Annotated in this window: 15 protein-coding genes; all 15 read right to left on the bottom strand. The window is 34.9% G+C overall.

Annotated features, from left to right (window positions below):
- Positions 1–13: 13 nt before the first annotated feature.
- The 15 genes from hisD to JF259_RS11230 all read right to left on the bottom strand — a co-directional run bounded on the left by hisD (position 14) and on the right by JF259_RS11230 (position 16039).
- Positions 14–1297, bottom strand: coding sequence for a histidinol dehydrogenase (gene hisD, locus JF259_RS11300; RefSeq protein ID WP_199115438.1), 1284 nt, complete (start codon positions 1295–1297; stop codon positions 14–16).
- A 54-nt stretch (positions 1298–1351) separates the two neighbouring features.
- Positions 1352–2209, bottom strand: coding sequence for an ATP phosphoribosyltransferase (gene hisG, locus JF259_RS11295; RefSeq protein WP_199115437.1), 858 nt, complete (start codon positions 2207–2209; stop codon positions 1352–1354).
- Between the two features lie 393 nt (positions 2210–2602).
- On the bottom strand, positions 2603–2974 hold the full coding sequence (locus tag JF259_RS11290; RefSeq protein ID WP_199115436.1) for a hypothetical protein: 372 nt from the start codon (positions 2972–2974) through the stop codon (positions 2603–2605).
- A 118-nt stretch (positions 2975–3092) separates the two neighbouring features.
- Positions 3093–3800, bottom strand: coding sequence for a LytR/AlgR family response regulator transcription factor (locus tag JF259_RS11285; RefSeq protein WP_199115435.1), 708 nt, complete (start codon positions 3798–3800; stop codon positions 3093–3095).
- A gap of 307 nt (positions 3801–4107) precedes the next feature.
- Entirely contained in the window at positions 4108–4923 is an 816-nt protein-coding gene (locus JF259_RS11280) for a prohibitin family protein (protein ID WP_199115434.1), read from the bottom strand.
- 15 nt (positions 4924–4938) lie between these two features.
- Complete coding sequence (locus JF259_RS11275) at positions 4939–6972, bottom strand: VWA domain-containing protein (protein ID WP_199115433.1); 2034 nt, start codon at positions 6970–6972, stop codon at positions 4939–4941.
- Between the two features lie 63 nt (positions 6973–7035).
- Positions 7036–7782: a 3-oxoacyl-[acyl-carrier-protein] reductase gene (fabG, locus tag JF259_RS11270; protein ID WP_199115432.1), complete on the bottom strand. Its 747-nt coding sequence runs from the start codon at positions 7780–7782 to the stop codon at positions 7036–7038.
- A gap of 439 nt (positions 7783–8221) precedes the next feature.
- On the bottom strand, positions 8222–8800 hold the full coding sequence (locus tag JF259_RS11265; protein ID WP_199115431.1) for a DUF4082 domain-containing protein: 579 nt from the start codon (positions 8798–8800) through the stop codon (positions 8222–8224).
- A gap of 139 nt (positions 8801–8939) precedes the next feature.
- The gene (gene sucD, locus JF259_RS11260) at positions 8940–9824 is read right to left on the bottom strand and encodes a succinate--CoA ligase subunit alpha (protein WP_199115430.1); all 885 of its coding nucleotides are present in this window, start codon (positions 9822–9824) and stop codon (positions 8940–8942) included.
- 74 nt (positions 9825–9898) lie between these two features.
- The gene (locus tag JF259_RS11255; protein WP_199115429.1) at positions 9899–10837 is read right to left on the bottom strand and encodes a UDP-3-O-(3-hydroxymyristoyl)glucosamine N-acyltransferase; all 939 of its coding nucleotides are present in this window, start codon (positions 10835–10837) and stop codon (positions 9899–9901) included.
- 77 nt (positions 10838–10914) lie between these two features.
- Positions 10915–11481 (bottom strand): elongation factor P, encoded by a 567-nt coding sequence (gene efp / locus JF259_RS11250; RefSeq protein ID WP_199115428.1) that lies wholly within the window; start codon positions 11479–11481, stop codon positions 10915–10917.
- A 4-nt stretch (positions 11482–11485) separates the two neighbouring features.
- Positions 11486–12271: an acyl-ACP--UDP-N-acetylglucosamine O-acyltransferase gene (gene lpxA / locus JF259_RS11245; protein WP_199115427.1), complete on the bottom strand. Its 786-nt coding sequence runs from the start codon at positions 12269–12271 to the stop codon at positions 11486–11488.
- A 73-nt stretch (positions 12272–12344) separates the two neighbouring features.
- Positions 12345–13751, bottom strand: coding sequence for a bifunctional UDP-3-O-[3-hydroxymyristoyl] N-acetylglucosamine deacetylase/3-hydroxyacyl-ACP dehydratase (locus JF259_RS11240; protein WP_199115426.1), 1407 nt, complete (start codon positions 13749–13751; stop codon positions 12345–12347).
- Positions 13738–14766, bottom strand: a complete 1029-nt coding sequence (gene lpxD / locus JF259_RS11235) for a UDP-3-O-(3-hydroxymyristoyl)glucosamine N-acyltransferase (RefSeq protein WP_199115425.1) — start codon at positions 14764–14766, stop codon at positions 13738–13740. Before lpxD ends, JF259_RS11240 begins: the two co-directional genes overlap by 14 nt.
- Positions 14767–14818: 52 nt before the next feature.
- Positions 14819–16039 carry an HD domain-containing protein gene (locus JF259_RS11230; protein ID WP_199115424.1) on the bottom strand — a complete coding sequence of 407 codons (1221 nt, stop codon included), beginning with the start codon at positions 16037–16039 and terminating at the stop codon, positions 14819–14821.
- Between the last annotated feature and the right edge of the window lie 15 nt (positions 16040–16054).

Genomic DNA, 16054 nt, shown 5'->3' with positions numbered 1-16054 from the left:
GTAGGAATGATAGTTACTTTAAATCTTTTAATCGAATGGACACTGCATTTTTATGTGCTTGCAAACCTTCGGCTTCTGCCATTAGTTCTATGGTCTCCCCTATATTTAACAAGCCTTTTTTTGATATTTTCTGAAAGGTCATACTTTTAAAAAAGCTATCTAAATTCACTCCCGAATAAGCTTTCGAAAAGCCATTGGTAGGTAATGTATGATTTGTACCAGAGGCATAATCGCCAGCACTTTCAGGTGTAAAGTCACCAATAAATACAGAGCCTGCGTTTCTAATACCTTCAATATAAAAGGCTTCATTCTCTACACATACGATAAAGTGTTCTGGCCCATACTCGTTTATTAGCTCTAAGGCTGTTTCATCATCTTTTACATAAATACCTTTTGAGTTTGCTATTGCCTTTTCTGCTATTGCCTGTCTTGGTAATTCCTTTATTTGTTCTTTAATAGCTTCTGAAACCTTATTAATTAAGGAATTGGAAGTAGACACTAAGATAACCTGGCTATCGGTTCCGTGTTCAGCCTGACTCAATAGATCTGAAGCAATGTAAGCTGGGTTAGCTGTATCGTCGGCAACTACTAGTAATTCACTAGGGCCTGCTGGCATATCTATTGCTACGCCATATTTTGTAGCAAGTTGTTTGGCAACTGTTACAAATTGATTTCCAGGGCCAAATATTTTATACACTTGCGGAATGGTTGCTGTCCCAAAAGTTAATCCCGCAATGGCTTGAATGCCTCCTACCTTTATAATTTTAGTTACACCACAAAGTTGCGCTGCAAAAAGTATTTCTGGAGCCAATAAACCATCTTTACCGGGAGGTGAGCATAAAACAATCTCTTTGCATCCAGCAATCTGAGCAGGCACAGCTAACATTAAAACTGTAGAAAATAATGGTGCTGTACCTCCTGGAATATACAGTCCCACTTTTTCTATAGCACGCTTTTCTTGCCAACATGTTACGCCAATGCTTGTTTGCACGGCTACCTTATCCGTTCTTTGTGCACTATGAAAAACCTCTATATTGTTTTTAGCCAATTTAATGGCTTCTTGCAGCTTTACAGGTACTTGGGTAATGGCCTCCTGTATTTCATCGAGAGAAACTATATTGGATACCAGATCAACGCCATCAAAACGAGCGGTGTACTTTTTTATAGCAATATCCCCTTCGTTGAGAACTTCTTCAAAAATTTGATTTACCGTAGCTTCAATATCCTTTACCGTTTGTGTGGGTCTTTTTAGGACTTCTGACCAGTTCTCTTTATTTGGATTATCAATTATTTGCATATTAAACTTTTTTAAGTGAGACTCTCCCCCAAAATACACGGAGTCTGAAAGACATTATAATACCATTTTTTCAATTGGACAAACCAAAATTCCCTGAGCGCCATTATTTTTTAATTCATCAATAACGTCCCAAAATTCATTCTTATTTATTACAGAGTGTACCGAGCTCCACCCATCTTCAGCTAAAGGTAACACGGTTGGACTCTTCATACCGGGCAATACATTTATAATGTCCTGTAATTTATCGTTAGGCGCATTAAGCAATATGTATTTTGATTGTCTGCCTTTTAAGACCGATTTTATCCTAAACTGGATTTTACTAAGAATGGCTTCCTTTTCTTCTGTAAGTACTGGTGAAACTGCTAATACGGCTTCAGACTTTAATATGGTTTCAACTTCTTTCAAATTGTTTTTAAACAGTGTACTTCCACTTGATACGATATCACAAATGGCATCGGCTAAACCAATATTGGGAGCTATTTCAACAGAACCATTAATAATATGTAGGTTTGATTTTACACCATTCTTATCTAAATAATCCTGAACGGTATTTGGATAAGACGTTGCTATGCGCTTCCCTTCCAAGTCCTTTATGCCATTATACCCCATAGACTTTGGGACAGCAATACACACGCGACATGTAGAAAACCCTAATTTTTCAGCGATTCTAATGTCTTTCCCTTTTTCTATTAATACGTTTTCACCAATAATGGCAACATCTACAACGCCATCTTTTAAATACTGGGGGATATCGCCATTCCTTAAATAGAACACTTCTACCGGGAAATTTCTAGCTGAAGCCTTTAATTGATCCTTTCCATTATCGATAGAAATCCCTATATCCTTTAGGATTTTCATTGAGTCTTCGTTTAAACGACCCGATTTTTGTACTGCAATTCTTAGTTTACTCATTTTTTATTTGTTATGAGTTTGAAACAATCTCTTTAAGTTTTTAAATAAAAAACCCGCTTGATTGTCTCAAACGGGTTTAAAAAATATCTTGATTTTATTCAACACATCTTCACTTCGCTTGAGAGCAAATTTGAAAATGATGATGATGAAATTGAATAAAATTCATGTTTACCTATTGTTTCTACAAATATCAGTAATTAAAATAAATATCACCAAATATTAACTGCATAATTTTTAACATTTTTAACATTACTAATTTTTCCCTCAATTTTTTAAACACATGCTAACCAATAAACCTTTAAACTAAAAAATATCCAAACAAGCACTTATTGTCATTTGGATATTCTTTGACTAACTTATAAAACCAATAGGAGCTCTCTTTAGGGTTTTGCTTTATTTTTTCTTAACGGCTGTTATACCCAATTCTTCGCCATAATTGTTAATCGCTTTTCCCTTTATTTTTGTACCATCTTTTTGTAACTGCACTTTAATAAAACTATCTTCTACACTCATGTTAAAATATAAAACGCCATTCTTAACTTTAACAGATTCTGCAGTGTTTTCGCTTCCATCTTCGTAGACAACTTTTACCGTAGGACGATCCTTTTCTTGTCCAACAATTATACTTCCTGAGTTATACCCATAAGGCGCTTCGTTACAAACGTATTCCCAAGTGCCTTTAAAGTTCTTTATTGATTCTTGGGCGTTTATTTTAAGACCAAAAGCTAGAACAACTACAACTAATACTACTACTTTTTTTTTCATAATTAAAACTAATTTAAATTATACATTGATTTTTTGATTTTCAACAAAATTATGTAGATCAAATCATTACGTGAAAAAATAGGGACAAAGAAGCCCATTATGGGATAAATAGAATGTCTTAAGAAATGTAGTCTTTAAACTGTGGGATGTAATTGGTCGATATAGGGATGAGTGTCTCACTGTTTTTAATATGAATGAAAAACTTACCTGAAACTTTTTCGATTAATTTGATACTTTTTAAATTAACAACGAAAGAACGGTGGCATCTTTTTATAACGGAATTGTCCAGCGAGTTTTCTAAGTTTTTAAGCGTATTACGAATAAGTTTTTTCTTTGTTTTCCCTTCATCAAGATATTGAACTACCACATAGTTATCGGCGGATTCAAAATACAATAGATTATTTATTGGCACAGACAGTTTAACAACATTATTTCCATCGGGTATACCTATTAAAAAATCTGAATGGTTCAATGTGTTATTAACATTATTCTTTTTCCTTAATTGAAAAACATAAATTATAAGTAATGCTACAGAATAAGGAATTAACACAACCAATGCTGCATAGCTAATACATTCCAAAAAAAACAGAAAAAAGGATATGCCGTCGTATTGGTAGAGCATTGACAAAACCAGAGCTATTAAAGCCATTTCCAAAAACACCCAGCCTATAAATTCAATAAGCCTAAAACTTCTAATCTTGAATAGTTTACGAAGAGCAAACTGTGAAAAGGCCAAAACCAAAATACCAATGGCAGCAAATTTTGAGAGTCTCAAGAATTGCGCAATGCCCTCATCCTCTTCCCAAAGATTGATATTAAAGGGCACAAAAAGGTTTAAAAAAACAACACTAAAAACAAGGCAAAAACTTATAAGAAAAAGTTTTTGCCAGTTTTTATCCAGTAAAGTAAAAGGTTGCCAAATCATAGGTTTCATATACAATAGTCTATGTTTTTATAACCTTTCTTATTGAACTCATCTTGACTTTTTTGATTGAAGTGAAAATTAGCTATTTTTGAGCTTGATGGAAGGCATTTTTAAGTTGCATAGCAGGGCTACGGAATGAGAAAATGACGAAAAGCAGACTCAAAAGAGCAATTTTTTAACCAATTGGAAAAAGTCAAGATAAGTTCATTTATTGATTCCCAAGAATGATAGGCATACCTGAATCTCCAGACCCTATAACAATAACCTTACTGTTCGGTGATTCTGCCAATTTTATAGTAGCTTCAATTCCTTTGTCTTGAAGAATTTTATCTGTTAGGGATGCACTCAGGATTTTATTGGCATCCGCTTTACCTTGGGCTTCAATAATTACCTTTTCAGCTTCTTTAGCAGCTGTTACCAATCTAAACTCGTACTCCAATGACTCCTGCTCCTGCTTTAACTTGCGCTCAATAGCATCTTTAATGGTATTGGGTAACGTTACATCCCTTACCAATACCTCGTTTAATTGTACGTATTGCTTTTCTAATATCTTTTTGGTTTCTAAATAGATTTCGTCTTGGATGGCATCACGTTTACTCGAATACAATTGCTCTGGTGTATAACGACCTACAACACTTCTTGCAGCACTGCGAATAGCCGGCTGAATAACACGTTGTAAATAATTTTGACCGAGGGACTGATGTAAATTTCCTAAATCATTATAAACAGGTTCATACCAGGCAGAGGCATCGATTTGAATTTCTAACCCGTTAGACGATAAAACCTTCATTTTCTCAAAAAGTTCTTGTTGACGCACCTCATAAATAAATACCTTGTTCCAAGGGGCAATAACATGAAACCCTTCTCCTAGAGGCGGACTATCGGTAACAACACCACCGCCAAAGGTTTTATATAAAACACCAGCTTCTCCCGAATCAACGGTTACAGCCGATTTAGACAATAATACAACTAAGCCAATTAATACGGCTATTAAGGGCAAAGCAATTTTTGGTAATTTTTCCATTTTTTTTATTATATATTAAATTAATCCGTTATATTTTCTAAGAAACCATTCGGCAGACAAACTTAATGCGATTAAAGCAAGTAAGTATTTCCAGTCGACCAAAGGTATAACATTTTTATTGACCTTTTGAATAGCTACAAAGCGATCGTCATTTAAAATTTCATTAACGAGGTCTTTTGTGTCAGAAATGAAAAAGCTCTTGCCCTTGCTATTAGTAGCCAACTGCTCTAATTTTGTTACATTGGCATTTAAAAATTGTTGCTCTACATTATATTCTAAAATCTGAAAATTTCCAGATTTCGAAATGTTCTCATTAACTGCACTAATGATAAAACTATACTCTGAGGGAGGCAAATTACTTAAATCTGCCACGTAATGATTGTTTTTTAGTATGAGTGGAAACTGTTTCTCTTGGCTAGAATGATTGTCTGTTACAGTTATATTAAGCGTTTCCCGTGTATCGAACACATAGTTTTTATCGAAAAATTGTGCTTTTATTTCAATTTTGCTGCTCCCGGTGTAAAAAGATTCATATTCCAGGCTCAACCTATCTCTCCTCTTGTTTGAAGCTAAATACTGCACCAGTTTACCAATAAAATCATCAAAAGGATTGAATGTTTTCGAATTTAAAAAACTTTGGGCTCGCCATTGCCAAATATTCTCTCCCAAAAGAACGGCCTCCCTTTTTGAATCATTTTCAAAAGTAGCAAGTAATGGTATATTTATTGAAACATTATTAACGCGCTTATTTAAAATAGATTGGTAAGGGACAGAAAAAGAAACGCTACCAAAATTGGATTTTAACGGAGGAAACGACTCAAAATCTATATCGTCAATAATAAAAGGGGTATAACTTAGATTTAATTCTGCTTGGTAATCTTCTGTTTGGTTGGTAATCTCAAATGTGTAATCCTTGCCAATCGTATTTAAAAAATTTAAATCTGTTTTAGTTCCGATAATCACAAGTCGGTTTTTATTTTGCTCATTTAGTACATCGTACACCTTTTTAAATTTATTATTTGGTTGGTTGAGTATAAGCAATTGAAAATCTTCCAACCTATCAATTGCTTCTTTAGGGCTTAAAAACGTAACAACGCGTTGCTCATTACTTTCTATACTTCTTTTTAAAGCACCTAAATCGGGATGTGGAAAATCACTAACTATGGCTATTTTTGTTTTTTGGTCAATAATTTCAACGGCGAAGTTCTTTGAATTATTAACCGTATTCTTTTCGTTATTTATTGGCAGCACTGTTGCACTATAGTTACCAACTCCTACTCTATTGGCTGGTAGTGTGAAATTTATGACTTTTGAATTGTTGTTTTTTGAAAAACGTACGGGTTCCGAGTAAACAGTTGTATTTCCGTTAGTGACAACAAAACGAGAATTAATAGTTTCATTCCCATTAAATACCAAAATGGCTTCCACTGGGAATTTATTTTTTAAATATGCATATTTGTTAACGTTAAGTTGTTGGATTTTTAAATCTGTATAGTTTACGGTATCACCTAAAATTATAGGATAAATAGGCTGTTTATAATCTGACGATGTAAACAAATAATCGCTCCCATAGGTTTGATTTCCATCGGTGATAAGAATTGTAGGCGAAGTTGTTTGCTTATAAACCTGTAAAAACTGTTTAAAAACTTTATCTATATTAGTTTGCTTTTCTGAAAAGGTAATTGTATCCAATTTGTTTACAGACTCTCCAAAGGCATATAGTTCTATATTAAATTTGTTTTGTAATTTTTGATCTTTTAAAAGTTGGTTTACCAAGCTTTTAGCTTCCGTATCTTGTTTTAAATATTTTATAGAGTTAGAATTATCTAAAGCAATCACCAAATTCGGTTTTTCTATAACCTGGGTTGTATGCTTAAACTTAGGGTTTATAAGTAATAGCAATACAGAGAATATGGTTATAAACCTCAAGAAAGAAAAAAGCATGTCCAGCTTAGACATGCTTTTTCTTTTCGATTTATACTGAAAGAGCGCTAATAAAAGCGCTATAATTCCAGCTAATATAACATATAACAGCGTTTCTGTTTGCATTTATAAATATCGATTTTTCATTAATGGTTCTAATTTTAAACCATCATTCATAAATCCTTAAAATTATGTAAGCATTCCTCCATCAACATTTAGTGTTTGTCCAGTAACATAAGCACTCATATCACTGGCCAAGAACACACAAACATTGGCAATATCTTCAGGAGTACCTCCTCGTTTTAATGGAATTCCTGCTCGCCATCCTTTTACAACTTCTTCATCTAACTTAGCTGTCATTTCTGTTTCTATAAAACCTGGCGCTACAACGTTAGATCTAATATTTCTTGATCCCAATTCTAAGGCAACTGATTTAGAAAACCCAATAATTCCTGCTTTTGAAGCGGCATAATTAGTTTGGCCTGCATTTCCTTTTACCCCTACAACAGAGCTCATGTTAATGATAGACCCCTTGCGTTGTTTTAGCATAGTACGTTGTACTGCTTTGGTCATGTTAAAAACCGATTTTAAATTAACCTCAATTACGGTATCAAAATCTTCTTCACTTATACGCATCAACAAATTATCCTTGGTAATACCTGCATTATTAACTAGTATATCAATACTACCGAATTCGGCCACTACATCATTAGCTAGGTTTTGGGCTTCTTCAAAACTTGCTGCATTACTTTGGTATCCTTTTGCTCTTACACCTAAAGCAATTAATTCACTCTCTAATGCTTTTGCCGCATCTACCGATGCACTGTATGTAAAAGCTACATTAGCTCCTTGTTGTGCAAAAACTTGTGCAATACCTTTACCTATACCTCTACTAGCGCCTGTAATTATGGCTGTTTTTCCTTCTAATAATTTCATTCGAATAATAGTTAATTATTTGATTATATACTAATTATAAAACCGAGAACGTATACAATCGCTCCGTTCTCATATTAAATCTGCCTACCGGCAGGCAAGAATTTTAATCATTGCCTTTTGTGAAGTATCCCTTAAAATTTATTAATGTTCGTTTCATCATTCTTAATTATTTTTATTAGTAACACGAAACAAGCTTTTATCTTAAATACTCCATACCTATTTAAACAATACCATTTACTCATAGAATTTATCTAAATTCAATTAACAACTGGTATCATTTGTTGGCGTTCAAATATAGTAATTACAAATTGTAAGATATAAAAAAACCTTACAAAATCTTGTAAGGTTTTGGCAAGCCATTGCCGCTTTAGAAGTTTCTGTTTTACTCGACAATCTAGGTTTAAATGCTCCGAAATTTTAACAAGGTAGTTCAATTACATTAGGGGTTTGGCATAAATTTAATATCGACAACGCCAACATAAGAGGTTTTTGAATACTGTGTTGGCATTACTTGGTCTGGGTTTGTACCAGACCTAACACCGTAGCCGGTAATTAAAATGTCTCCACTTTCAACAGGAAACATAACATTCCCAGAATCATTGAAGGTATAATAATCGTTTGTATTGACAGACACAAAATAAGCAACCCCCGAAGTAACATTAACAGGATTAATAGCTTCAAACGATAATAAACCAGAGCTAGAAACAATGTTTTTTGTCACTAAAACCTCTTCGGTTTCAGCATTCCACAATGTTACTCTATATGTGTCGTTATTCGGCACACGAATACCTAGTGCTGTAATCTTACCATTTTTAAATGCCTTAAATTTATAACCTACTTCAAAACTAAACACCCATTGCTGCATGGTACTTTTTAATTCCATGTGCCCTGTTTCTATTAAAGTTTTCATGGGGTACTGGGGAGTTTGCTCTATTACATCTAAATCATCGTCTTTAGAACAACTTGTGAAAAGTATTCCTATAAGTATCAGATTTAAAACTATTTTTTGCGCTTTCATGATTTCTGGATTTTATCAATTTATACCCGTATATCAATCCAGTTTAGGTTTTGTTACCCTAGTTTTAAAATTTCGGCATAAAAAAATCCGTTGAGATTAATCAACGGATTTTAAATATATAATCGGAATCGTTATATAACTAAACTTTTTGCAATGCTAAAACTTCTGCAACTTTACTTCCAATTTCAGCAGGTGAGTCTACAACATGGATACCACAAGCACTCATAATTTTCTTTTTTGCTTGTGCTGTATCATCGCTTCCTCCAACAATAGCTCCGGCATGTCCCATAGTACGGCCTGCAGGTGCAGTTTCACCAGCAATAAATCCAATAACTGGTTTATTGCTACCACTTTCTTTATACCAGTTTGCTGCATCGGCTTCTAATTGTCCTCCAATCTCACCAATCATTACAACGGCTTCTGTTTCGGGATCGTTAATTAATAGTTCTACAGCTTCTTTTGTTGTAGTTCCAATTATTGGATCGCCTCCAATTCCAATTGCTGTAGTAATTCCCAGACCTTGCTTAACAACTTGATCTGCTGCTTCATAAGTAAGGGTTCCTGATTTAGAAACAATGCCTACATTCCCCTTTTTAAATACAAAACCGGGCATGATCCCTACTTTTGCTTCTCCCGGAGTAATTACCCCTGGACAGTTAGGCCCTATTAAGCGACAATCTTTATGTTTAATATAATTTGATGCAGTAATCATATCTGCTACAGGAATGCCTTCTGTAATGGTGATAATAACTTTAATGCCAGCATCGGCTGCTTCCATTATGGCATCGGCAGCAAAAGCGGGTGGTACAAAAATAATGGTTGTATCTGCTCCAACTTCGTTAACAGCATCTTGCACTGTATTAAATACAGGTTTGTCCAAATGTGTTTGTCCTCCCTTGCCTGGTGTAACACCTCCAACAATGTTGGTTCCGTATTCTATCATTTGGCCTGCATGGAATGTACCTTCACTCCCTGTAAACCCTTGAACTATTATTTTTGAATCTTTGTTTACTAAAACACTCATTGTATATTTTTTATTTTAAATAAAGCAGTACAAAAGTACTTTTTTGAAGTTACTTTTAATAGTATTTTTTATGTTTATTTTATTGTCTTTAAAAGTTCTAATGTTTGTGGTAGTTGCCTTATAGAAGCTAATTCCTTATATTTTTTTCTAGTATCCTCTGCAGGTGTACCAAAATAACTTTTACCTCCTTCTAAAGATTTGCTAACTCCAGCTTGCGCCAAGAGCACCGCTTTTTTACCTATCGTAACACCACTACTAATACCTACTTGTCCCCATATTGTTACTTCATCTTCTATAACAACACAACCGGCAATGCCTACTTGTGACGCTATTAAACACTTTTCTCCTATAACGGTATCGTGGCCTATTTGTATTTGGTTGTCCAATTTAGAGCCCTTACCAATGGTAGTGTTACCCGTTACACCTCTATCGATAGTACATGCAGCACCTATATCGACATGGTCCTTAATAAGGATACTTCCGCTAGATTTTAAACGGTCGAATCCTTCAGGTCTATTTTTATAGTAAAACGCATTCGCTCCCAAAACAGCTCCTGCATGAATGGTTACATGATCCCCTATCACTGTGCCATCATAAATGCTTACGTTAGAATGGATAGTGCAATTATCTCCAATAACCACATTGTTACCTATGAAGCAATTGGGTTGAATAATAGTATTCTTACCAATTATAGCAGACTCAGCTATCAAGCTATTGGATGTTTTGAATGGCTTGAAATGCTCAGCAAGCTTATTAAAATCACGAAAAGGATCATCACTAATAAGCAAAGCCTTTCCTTCTGGACAAGCAACATCTTTATTTATTAAGACGATACTGGCTTTTGAAGCCAGTGCTTTGTCGTAATATTTAGGATGGTCAACAAACACAATATCTCCAGACTCTACCACATGAATTTCATTCATGCCCAAAACAGGAAACTCTTCATGACCAACAAAGCTACAATCAATTAATTGTGCTATCTGTTTTAACGTATGTGGTTTTGGAAACTTCATCCGATACCCTTTAAGTTTAATTTATCAATGCTTTGTCTATGAGCTCTAAAAACACATAAACCTAAAACTCTAAACTTCTATTCCTTAACGCGTTCTTTGTAAGTTCCTTTCTCTGTTTCTACCTTTATTTTATCTCCTTCGTTAATAAATAATGGCACATTAATGGTTGCTCCAGTTTCCACAGTTGCAGGTTTCGTTGCATTTGTTGCAGTATTTCCTTTAACGCCTGGTTCGGTTGCAGTAACTTCCAATATAACACTTGCCGGCATTTCAACAGAAAGCGGCATATTATCTTCGGTATTAATCATAACGGTAACAACTTCACCCTCTTTCATTAATTCGGGATTATCTAAGGCTGCTTCTGTTAGTTGAATTTGTGTATAATCTTCAGTATTCATGAAATGATAGTACTCTCCATCATTGTACAAAAACTGAAACTTATGTGTTTCGACACGTACATCCTCTAATTTATGACCAGCAGAAAATGTATTATCAATAACTTTTCCTGTTGTTACACTCTTTAGTTTTGTTCTTACAAACGCCGGCCCCTTCCCTGGTTTAACATGCAAAAACTCTATTACTTTATAAATATCGTTGTTATACTTGATGCATAACCCGTTTCTAATATCACTTGTACTTGCCATATAATTAATTTGATTTAAAATATCCTTTCATAATACCTCGATGTGAATTTCTAATAAACTGAAGGATCTCATCGCGTTCTGGAGTTGCCTCCATCTCGGCTTCAATAATATCGCCGGCCTGGGTATTGTTATAATTTTTTTGATATAGAATTCTAAAAATATTCTGTATTTCCCTAATTTTTTCGCTACTAAAACCACGTCTTCTCAATCCAACGGAATTAATACCAACATATGACAACGGCTCTCTTGCTGCTTTTACAAATGGCGGCACATCTTTTCTAACCAAGGAACCACCAGTAACAAAAGCGTGGTTACCAATAGAACAAAACTGATGTACTGCTGTCATTCCTGCCAAGACCACATAATCTCCTATGGTAATGTGCCCTGCAAGTGTACTGTTATTTGAAAAGATGCAATTGTTCCCAATAATGCAATCGTGGGCAATATGACAATACGCCATAATTAAACAATTATTACCGATAACCGTTTTCATCCTATCGGTCGTTCCCCTATTTATTGTAACACATTCACGAATCGTTACATTGTCACCTATTTCAACAATTGTGTCTTCATCATTATATTTAAGGTCTTGTGGAACAGCTGATATTACAGCTCCCGGAAAAATATTGCAATTTTTCCCGATTCGGGCACCTTCCATAATGGTTACGTTACTGCCTATCCAAGTGCCTTCACCAATGATAACATTGTTATGTATGGTTGTAAACGGTTCAATAACAACATTTTTTGCTATTTTGGCTCCTGGATGAACGTAAGCGAGTGGTTGATTCATTTATATAATATTATATTATTAAGTAATGAAAATGGGCAAGCAATATACGTCGAATAGATTGCTTGATGCATTATTATTTTACTTTTGAAATTTGAGCCATAAGTTCGGCTTCTGCACAAAGCTTACCGTTTGAATAAGCATAACCTTGCATGTGGCAAATACCCCGACGTATTGGTGTTATTAACGAACATTTAAAGATAAGCGTATCTCCGGGCCCTACTTTTTGTTTAAACTTTACATTGTCCATTTTCATGAAAAATGTTAAATAATTTTCAGGATCTGGAACTGTATTTAGAACCAATATACCTCCGGTTTGAGCCATTGCTTCACATATTAATACACCGGGCATAACGGGCATCCCAGGGAAATGACCTGCAAAAAACTGCTCATTCATGGTCACATTTTTCATTCCTACCACATGCGAATCTGATAGTTCAAAAATCTTATCGATAAGCAAAAATGGCTGTCGGTGTGGTAACATAGCCATGATTTGATTTACATCCATTAATGGTGGTTGATTCAAATCTATATTAGGTACGTTGTTACGTCTTTCGTTCTTAATTATTTTAGAAAGCTTTTTAGCAAACTGTGTATTCACAAAGTGCCCCGGTTTATTAGCTATAACCTTACCTCTTATACGCGTTCCTATAAGAGCTAAATCTCCCAATACATCCAACAACTTATGCCTTGCTGCTTCATTAGGATAGTGTAGAGTTAAATTGTCCAGAATACCATTAGGCTTAACAGCTATAGAATCTTTTTTAAAGGCTACTTTTAATTTTTCCATGGTTTCTGCAGACAATGGCTTATCTACATAAACAATGGCATTATTTAAATCACCTCCTTTAATCAACCCATTTTCCAGAAGCATTTCAATTTCATGTAAAAAGCTAAATGTACGCGAGTTTGAAATATCTTCTTTAAAATCTGAGATTTGATTTAATGTTGCATTTTGGGTACCTAATACCTTCGTGCCAAAATCGACCATCGTTGTTACCTGATATTCTTTCGAAGGCATTACCAAAATTTCACTCCCTGATTCTTCATCGGTATAAGAAACAACATCGGTTACAACATATTCTTCACGAACGGCGTCAAGCGCTACGATTTCAGCTTCTTCCAACGCTTCTACGAAAAATTTTGAAGAACCATCCATAATAGGAGGCTCCGATTCGTTTAATTCAATTATAACATTATCGATATCCAAACCTATTAAGGCCGCAAGGACATGCTCTGATGTTTGTATGGTCACACCATTCTTTTCCAGACATGTGCCCCTTTGGGTGTTGGTAACATAACTTGCATCTGCTTCTATTAATGGCATTCCTTCTAAATCTACACGTTTAAAGGCTAAACCAGAATTGGCCGGCGCTGGCTTAAAAGTTAAAGTTACATCTTTTCCGGTATGTAAGCCAACACCCGTTAAAGAAACCGCTTTCTTTATAGTCTTTTGTTTAATTTCTGTACTAACTATTCCCATTAACTTTTTTTTCTAAATCATTAATATCTTTTACAATTTTAGGTAAATTTTTAAAGTGCACATACGACTTGTTGTAGTCGCCATACGATAATGCTGGTGACCCTTGAAGCACTTCGTTATCCTTTACATTACGTCCTATACCCGATTGTGCTTGTATTTTCACATTATTACCAATAGTTAAATGCCCTACGATACCAACTTGCCCCCCTATCTGACAGTCCTCTCCTATTTTAGTTGATCCCGCTATACCTGTTTGTGCGGCAATAACCGTGTTTTTTCCAATCTCTACATTGTGGGCAATTTGAATTTGATTATCCAGTTTAGCACCTTCACGTATAATAGTAGATCCCATAGTCGCCCTATCTATTGTTGTAGCGGCTCCTATATCGACATAATCCTCTATAACAACATTCCCTGTTTGTGGTACTTTTTTATAGCGTCCATCGCCATTTGGCGCGTATCCAAATCCATCAGCTCCAATAATAGCTCCTGAATTTATCACACAATTATTACCTATTAGAGTTTCAGAATATATTTTCGCTCCAGAAAAAACAATGGTATTATCCCCAATTTCCACGTTATCACCAATATAGGCGCTCGGGAATATTTTTACATTATTTCCCAAAACCACGTTTTCTCCTATATACGAAAACGCCCCTAAATATAAGTTATCACCATGCTTAGAAGATTCCGAAATAAATGAAGGTTGTTCAATACCTACTTTATTAAGCTTTACCGAATTATAATATTCTAATATTTTAGTAAAAGCCAAATAGGCATCGTTTACCTTTATTAAGGTCGTTTCTAAATCATTTTCGGGTTCAAATGTTTTGTTAACTATAGTAATTGAAGCTTTCGTTGTATATATAAAAGGCGTGTATTTAGGGTTTGCCAAAAACGTTAAAGACCCCTTAAACCCTTCTTCTATTTTAGATAGCTTTGATACTTCGGCATTTGGGTTTCCTACAACATCACCCTCCAAAATCCCTGCTATTTGCTGTGCTGTAAATTTCACACTAAATGTTTGTTGTTGTTAGTTTATTTTCGGCAAAAATAGGAAAAATACACTAAAGTTTGCCTTTAGGATAGCATATATAATATTTCGTAACAGGTTTTGACAGGGCTTTTAAGTTAAGTTGATCGGATGCCTTTACAATATCTTCTGTTTTCCCAGACTTGTGCAGTATGTTTATATTTTGGTGCTTTTCGTGATAGGCCTGATTAAAAATACTGCCCGTAAAAACAAAATAAGAGGCTTCTTCAGTCGTAATGCCATTGGTAGTCCTCAAATTTTCTAGATGTTTTTCAAGGTGCTTTGCTTTTATCTTTTTATTCTTCATTTTAATTTTAAGTAAGTTCCTGTTTATTATCATCTTACTTAAATTACTTAACACAAAATCGTCGTTATGCTGCCAGTCTTTCATAGCCGAAATAATATCATAATCGTCTAAACTGGAAAAAACATCCAGCGTGGCATTTGTAAAATTGTGTATGGAAATTTCGTTTTCTAAAAAGTATTGGAGTGCAGCACTCCCTTGCAATTTATATCCTTGTACGTGCAACTCCTTTGCCCGTTTTAAAACCCGTATCAGGAGTTGCTCGGCTACCAGCCCCGTTTTGTGCAAATAAACCTGCCAATACATTAAGCGTCGGGCAATAATGAATTTTTCGACACTGTAAATCCCTTTTTCCTCAACAACCAACTCGTCATCAACTACATTAAGCATTGTTATAAGGCGTTCGCTGTTTATATTGCCTTCGGCCACGCCTGTATAAAAGCTATCACGTTTCAAATAATCTGCACGATCCATGTCCAACTGACCAGAAATGAGCTCGCACATAAATTTTCTGTGGTATTCGCGCTTAAAAATTTGAATGGCTAATGTTAAACTTCCGTTAAACTCTTCATTTAAACGCTCCATAAACAGAAGTGAAATTTGCTCATGGGACACATTATTAACAATACTATGTTCCATAGCATGCGAGAATGGTCCATGACCAATATCATGCAATAAAATAGCAATATAAAGCGCATCTTCCTCTTCTTCAGATATTGTAACACCCTTAAAACGAAGCACATTAACCGTTTGCTGCATTAAATGCACACAACCAATCGCATGATGAAAACGTGTGTGGTGCGCGCCCGGATATACCAAATAGGACATTCCCATTTGAGTGATGCGCCTCAAACGCTGAAAATACTTATGCTGAATTAAATCAAAAACTAACGAATTGGGAATCGTAATAAATCCGTAAATTGGATCGTTTAATATTTTAAGTTTGTTCAAACTTTAAAAGTTAAG

The organism is Snuella sedimenti, from assembly GCF_016428595.1.
In the GTDB taxonomy this organism is placed as follows: domain Bacteria; phylum Bacteroidota; class Bacteroidia; order Flavobacteriales; family Flavobacteriaceae; genus Snuella; species Snuella sedimenti.
This window is presented reverse-complemented; position numbering and strand designations above follow the sequence as displayed.

Bases quoted from the DNA above. Each gene is read 5' to 3' on its own strand.
- JF259_RS11280 (WP_199115434.1), bottom strand. From the start codon at position 4,923: ATGGAAAAATTACCAAAAATTGCTTTGCCCTTAATAGCCGTATTAATT.
- sucD (WP_199115430.1), bottom strand. From the start codon at position 9,824: ATGAGTGTTTTAGTAAACAAAGATTCAAAAATAATAGTTCAAGGGTTT.
- efp (WP_199115428.1), bottom strand. From the start codon at position 11,481: ATGGCAAGTACAAGTGATATTAGAAACGGGTTATGCATCAAGTATAAC.
- JF259_RS11255 (WP_199115429.1), bottom strand. From the start codon at position 10,837: ATGAAGTTTCCAAAACCACATACGTTAAAACAGATAGCACAATTAATT.
- JF259_RS11240 (WP_199115426.1), bottom strand. From the start codon at position 13,751: ATGGGAATAGTTAGTACAGAAATTAAACAAAAGACTATAAAGAAAGCG.
- fabG (WP_199115432.1), bottom strand. From the start codon at position 7,782: ATGAAATTATTAGAAGGAAAAACAGCCATAATTACAGGCGCTAGTAGA.
- JF259_RS11265 (WP_199115431.1), bottom strand. From the start codon at position 8,800: ATGAAAGCGCAAAAAATAGTTTTAAATCTGATACTTATAGGAATACTT.
- lpxA (WP_199115427.1), bottom strand. From the start codon at position 12,271: ATGAATCAACCACTCGCTTACGTTCATCCAGGAGCCAAAATAGCAAAA.
- hisG (WP_199115437.1), bottom strand. From the start codon at position 2,209: ATGAGTAAACTAAGAATTGCAGTACAAAAATCGGGTCGTTTAAACGAA.
- JF259_RS11290 (WP_199115436.1), bottom strand. From the start codon at position 2,974: ATGAAAAAAAAAGTAGTAGTATTAGTTGTAGTTGTTCTAGCTTTTGGT.
- JF259_RS11275 (WP_199115433.1), bottom strand. From the start codon at position 6,972: ATGCAAACAGAAACGCTGTTATATGTTATATTAGCTGGAATTATAGCG.
- hisD (WP_199115438.1), bottom strand. From the start codon at position 1,297: ATGCAAATAATTGATAATCCAAATAAAGAGAACTGGTCAGAAGTCCTA.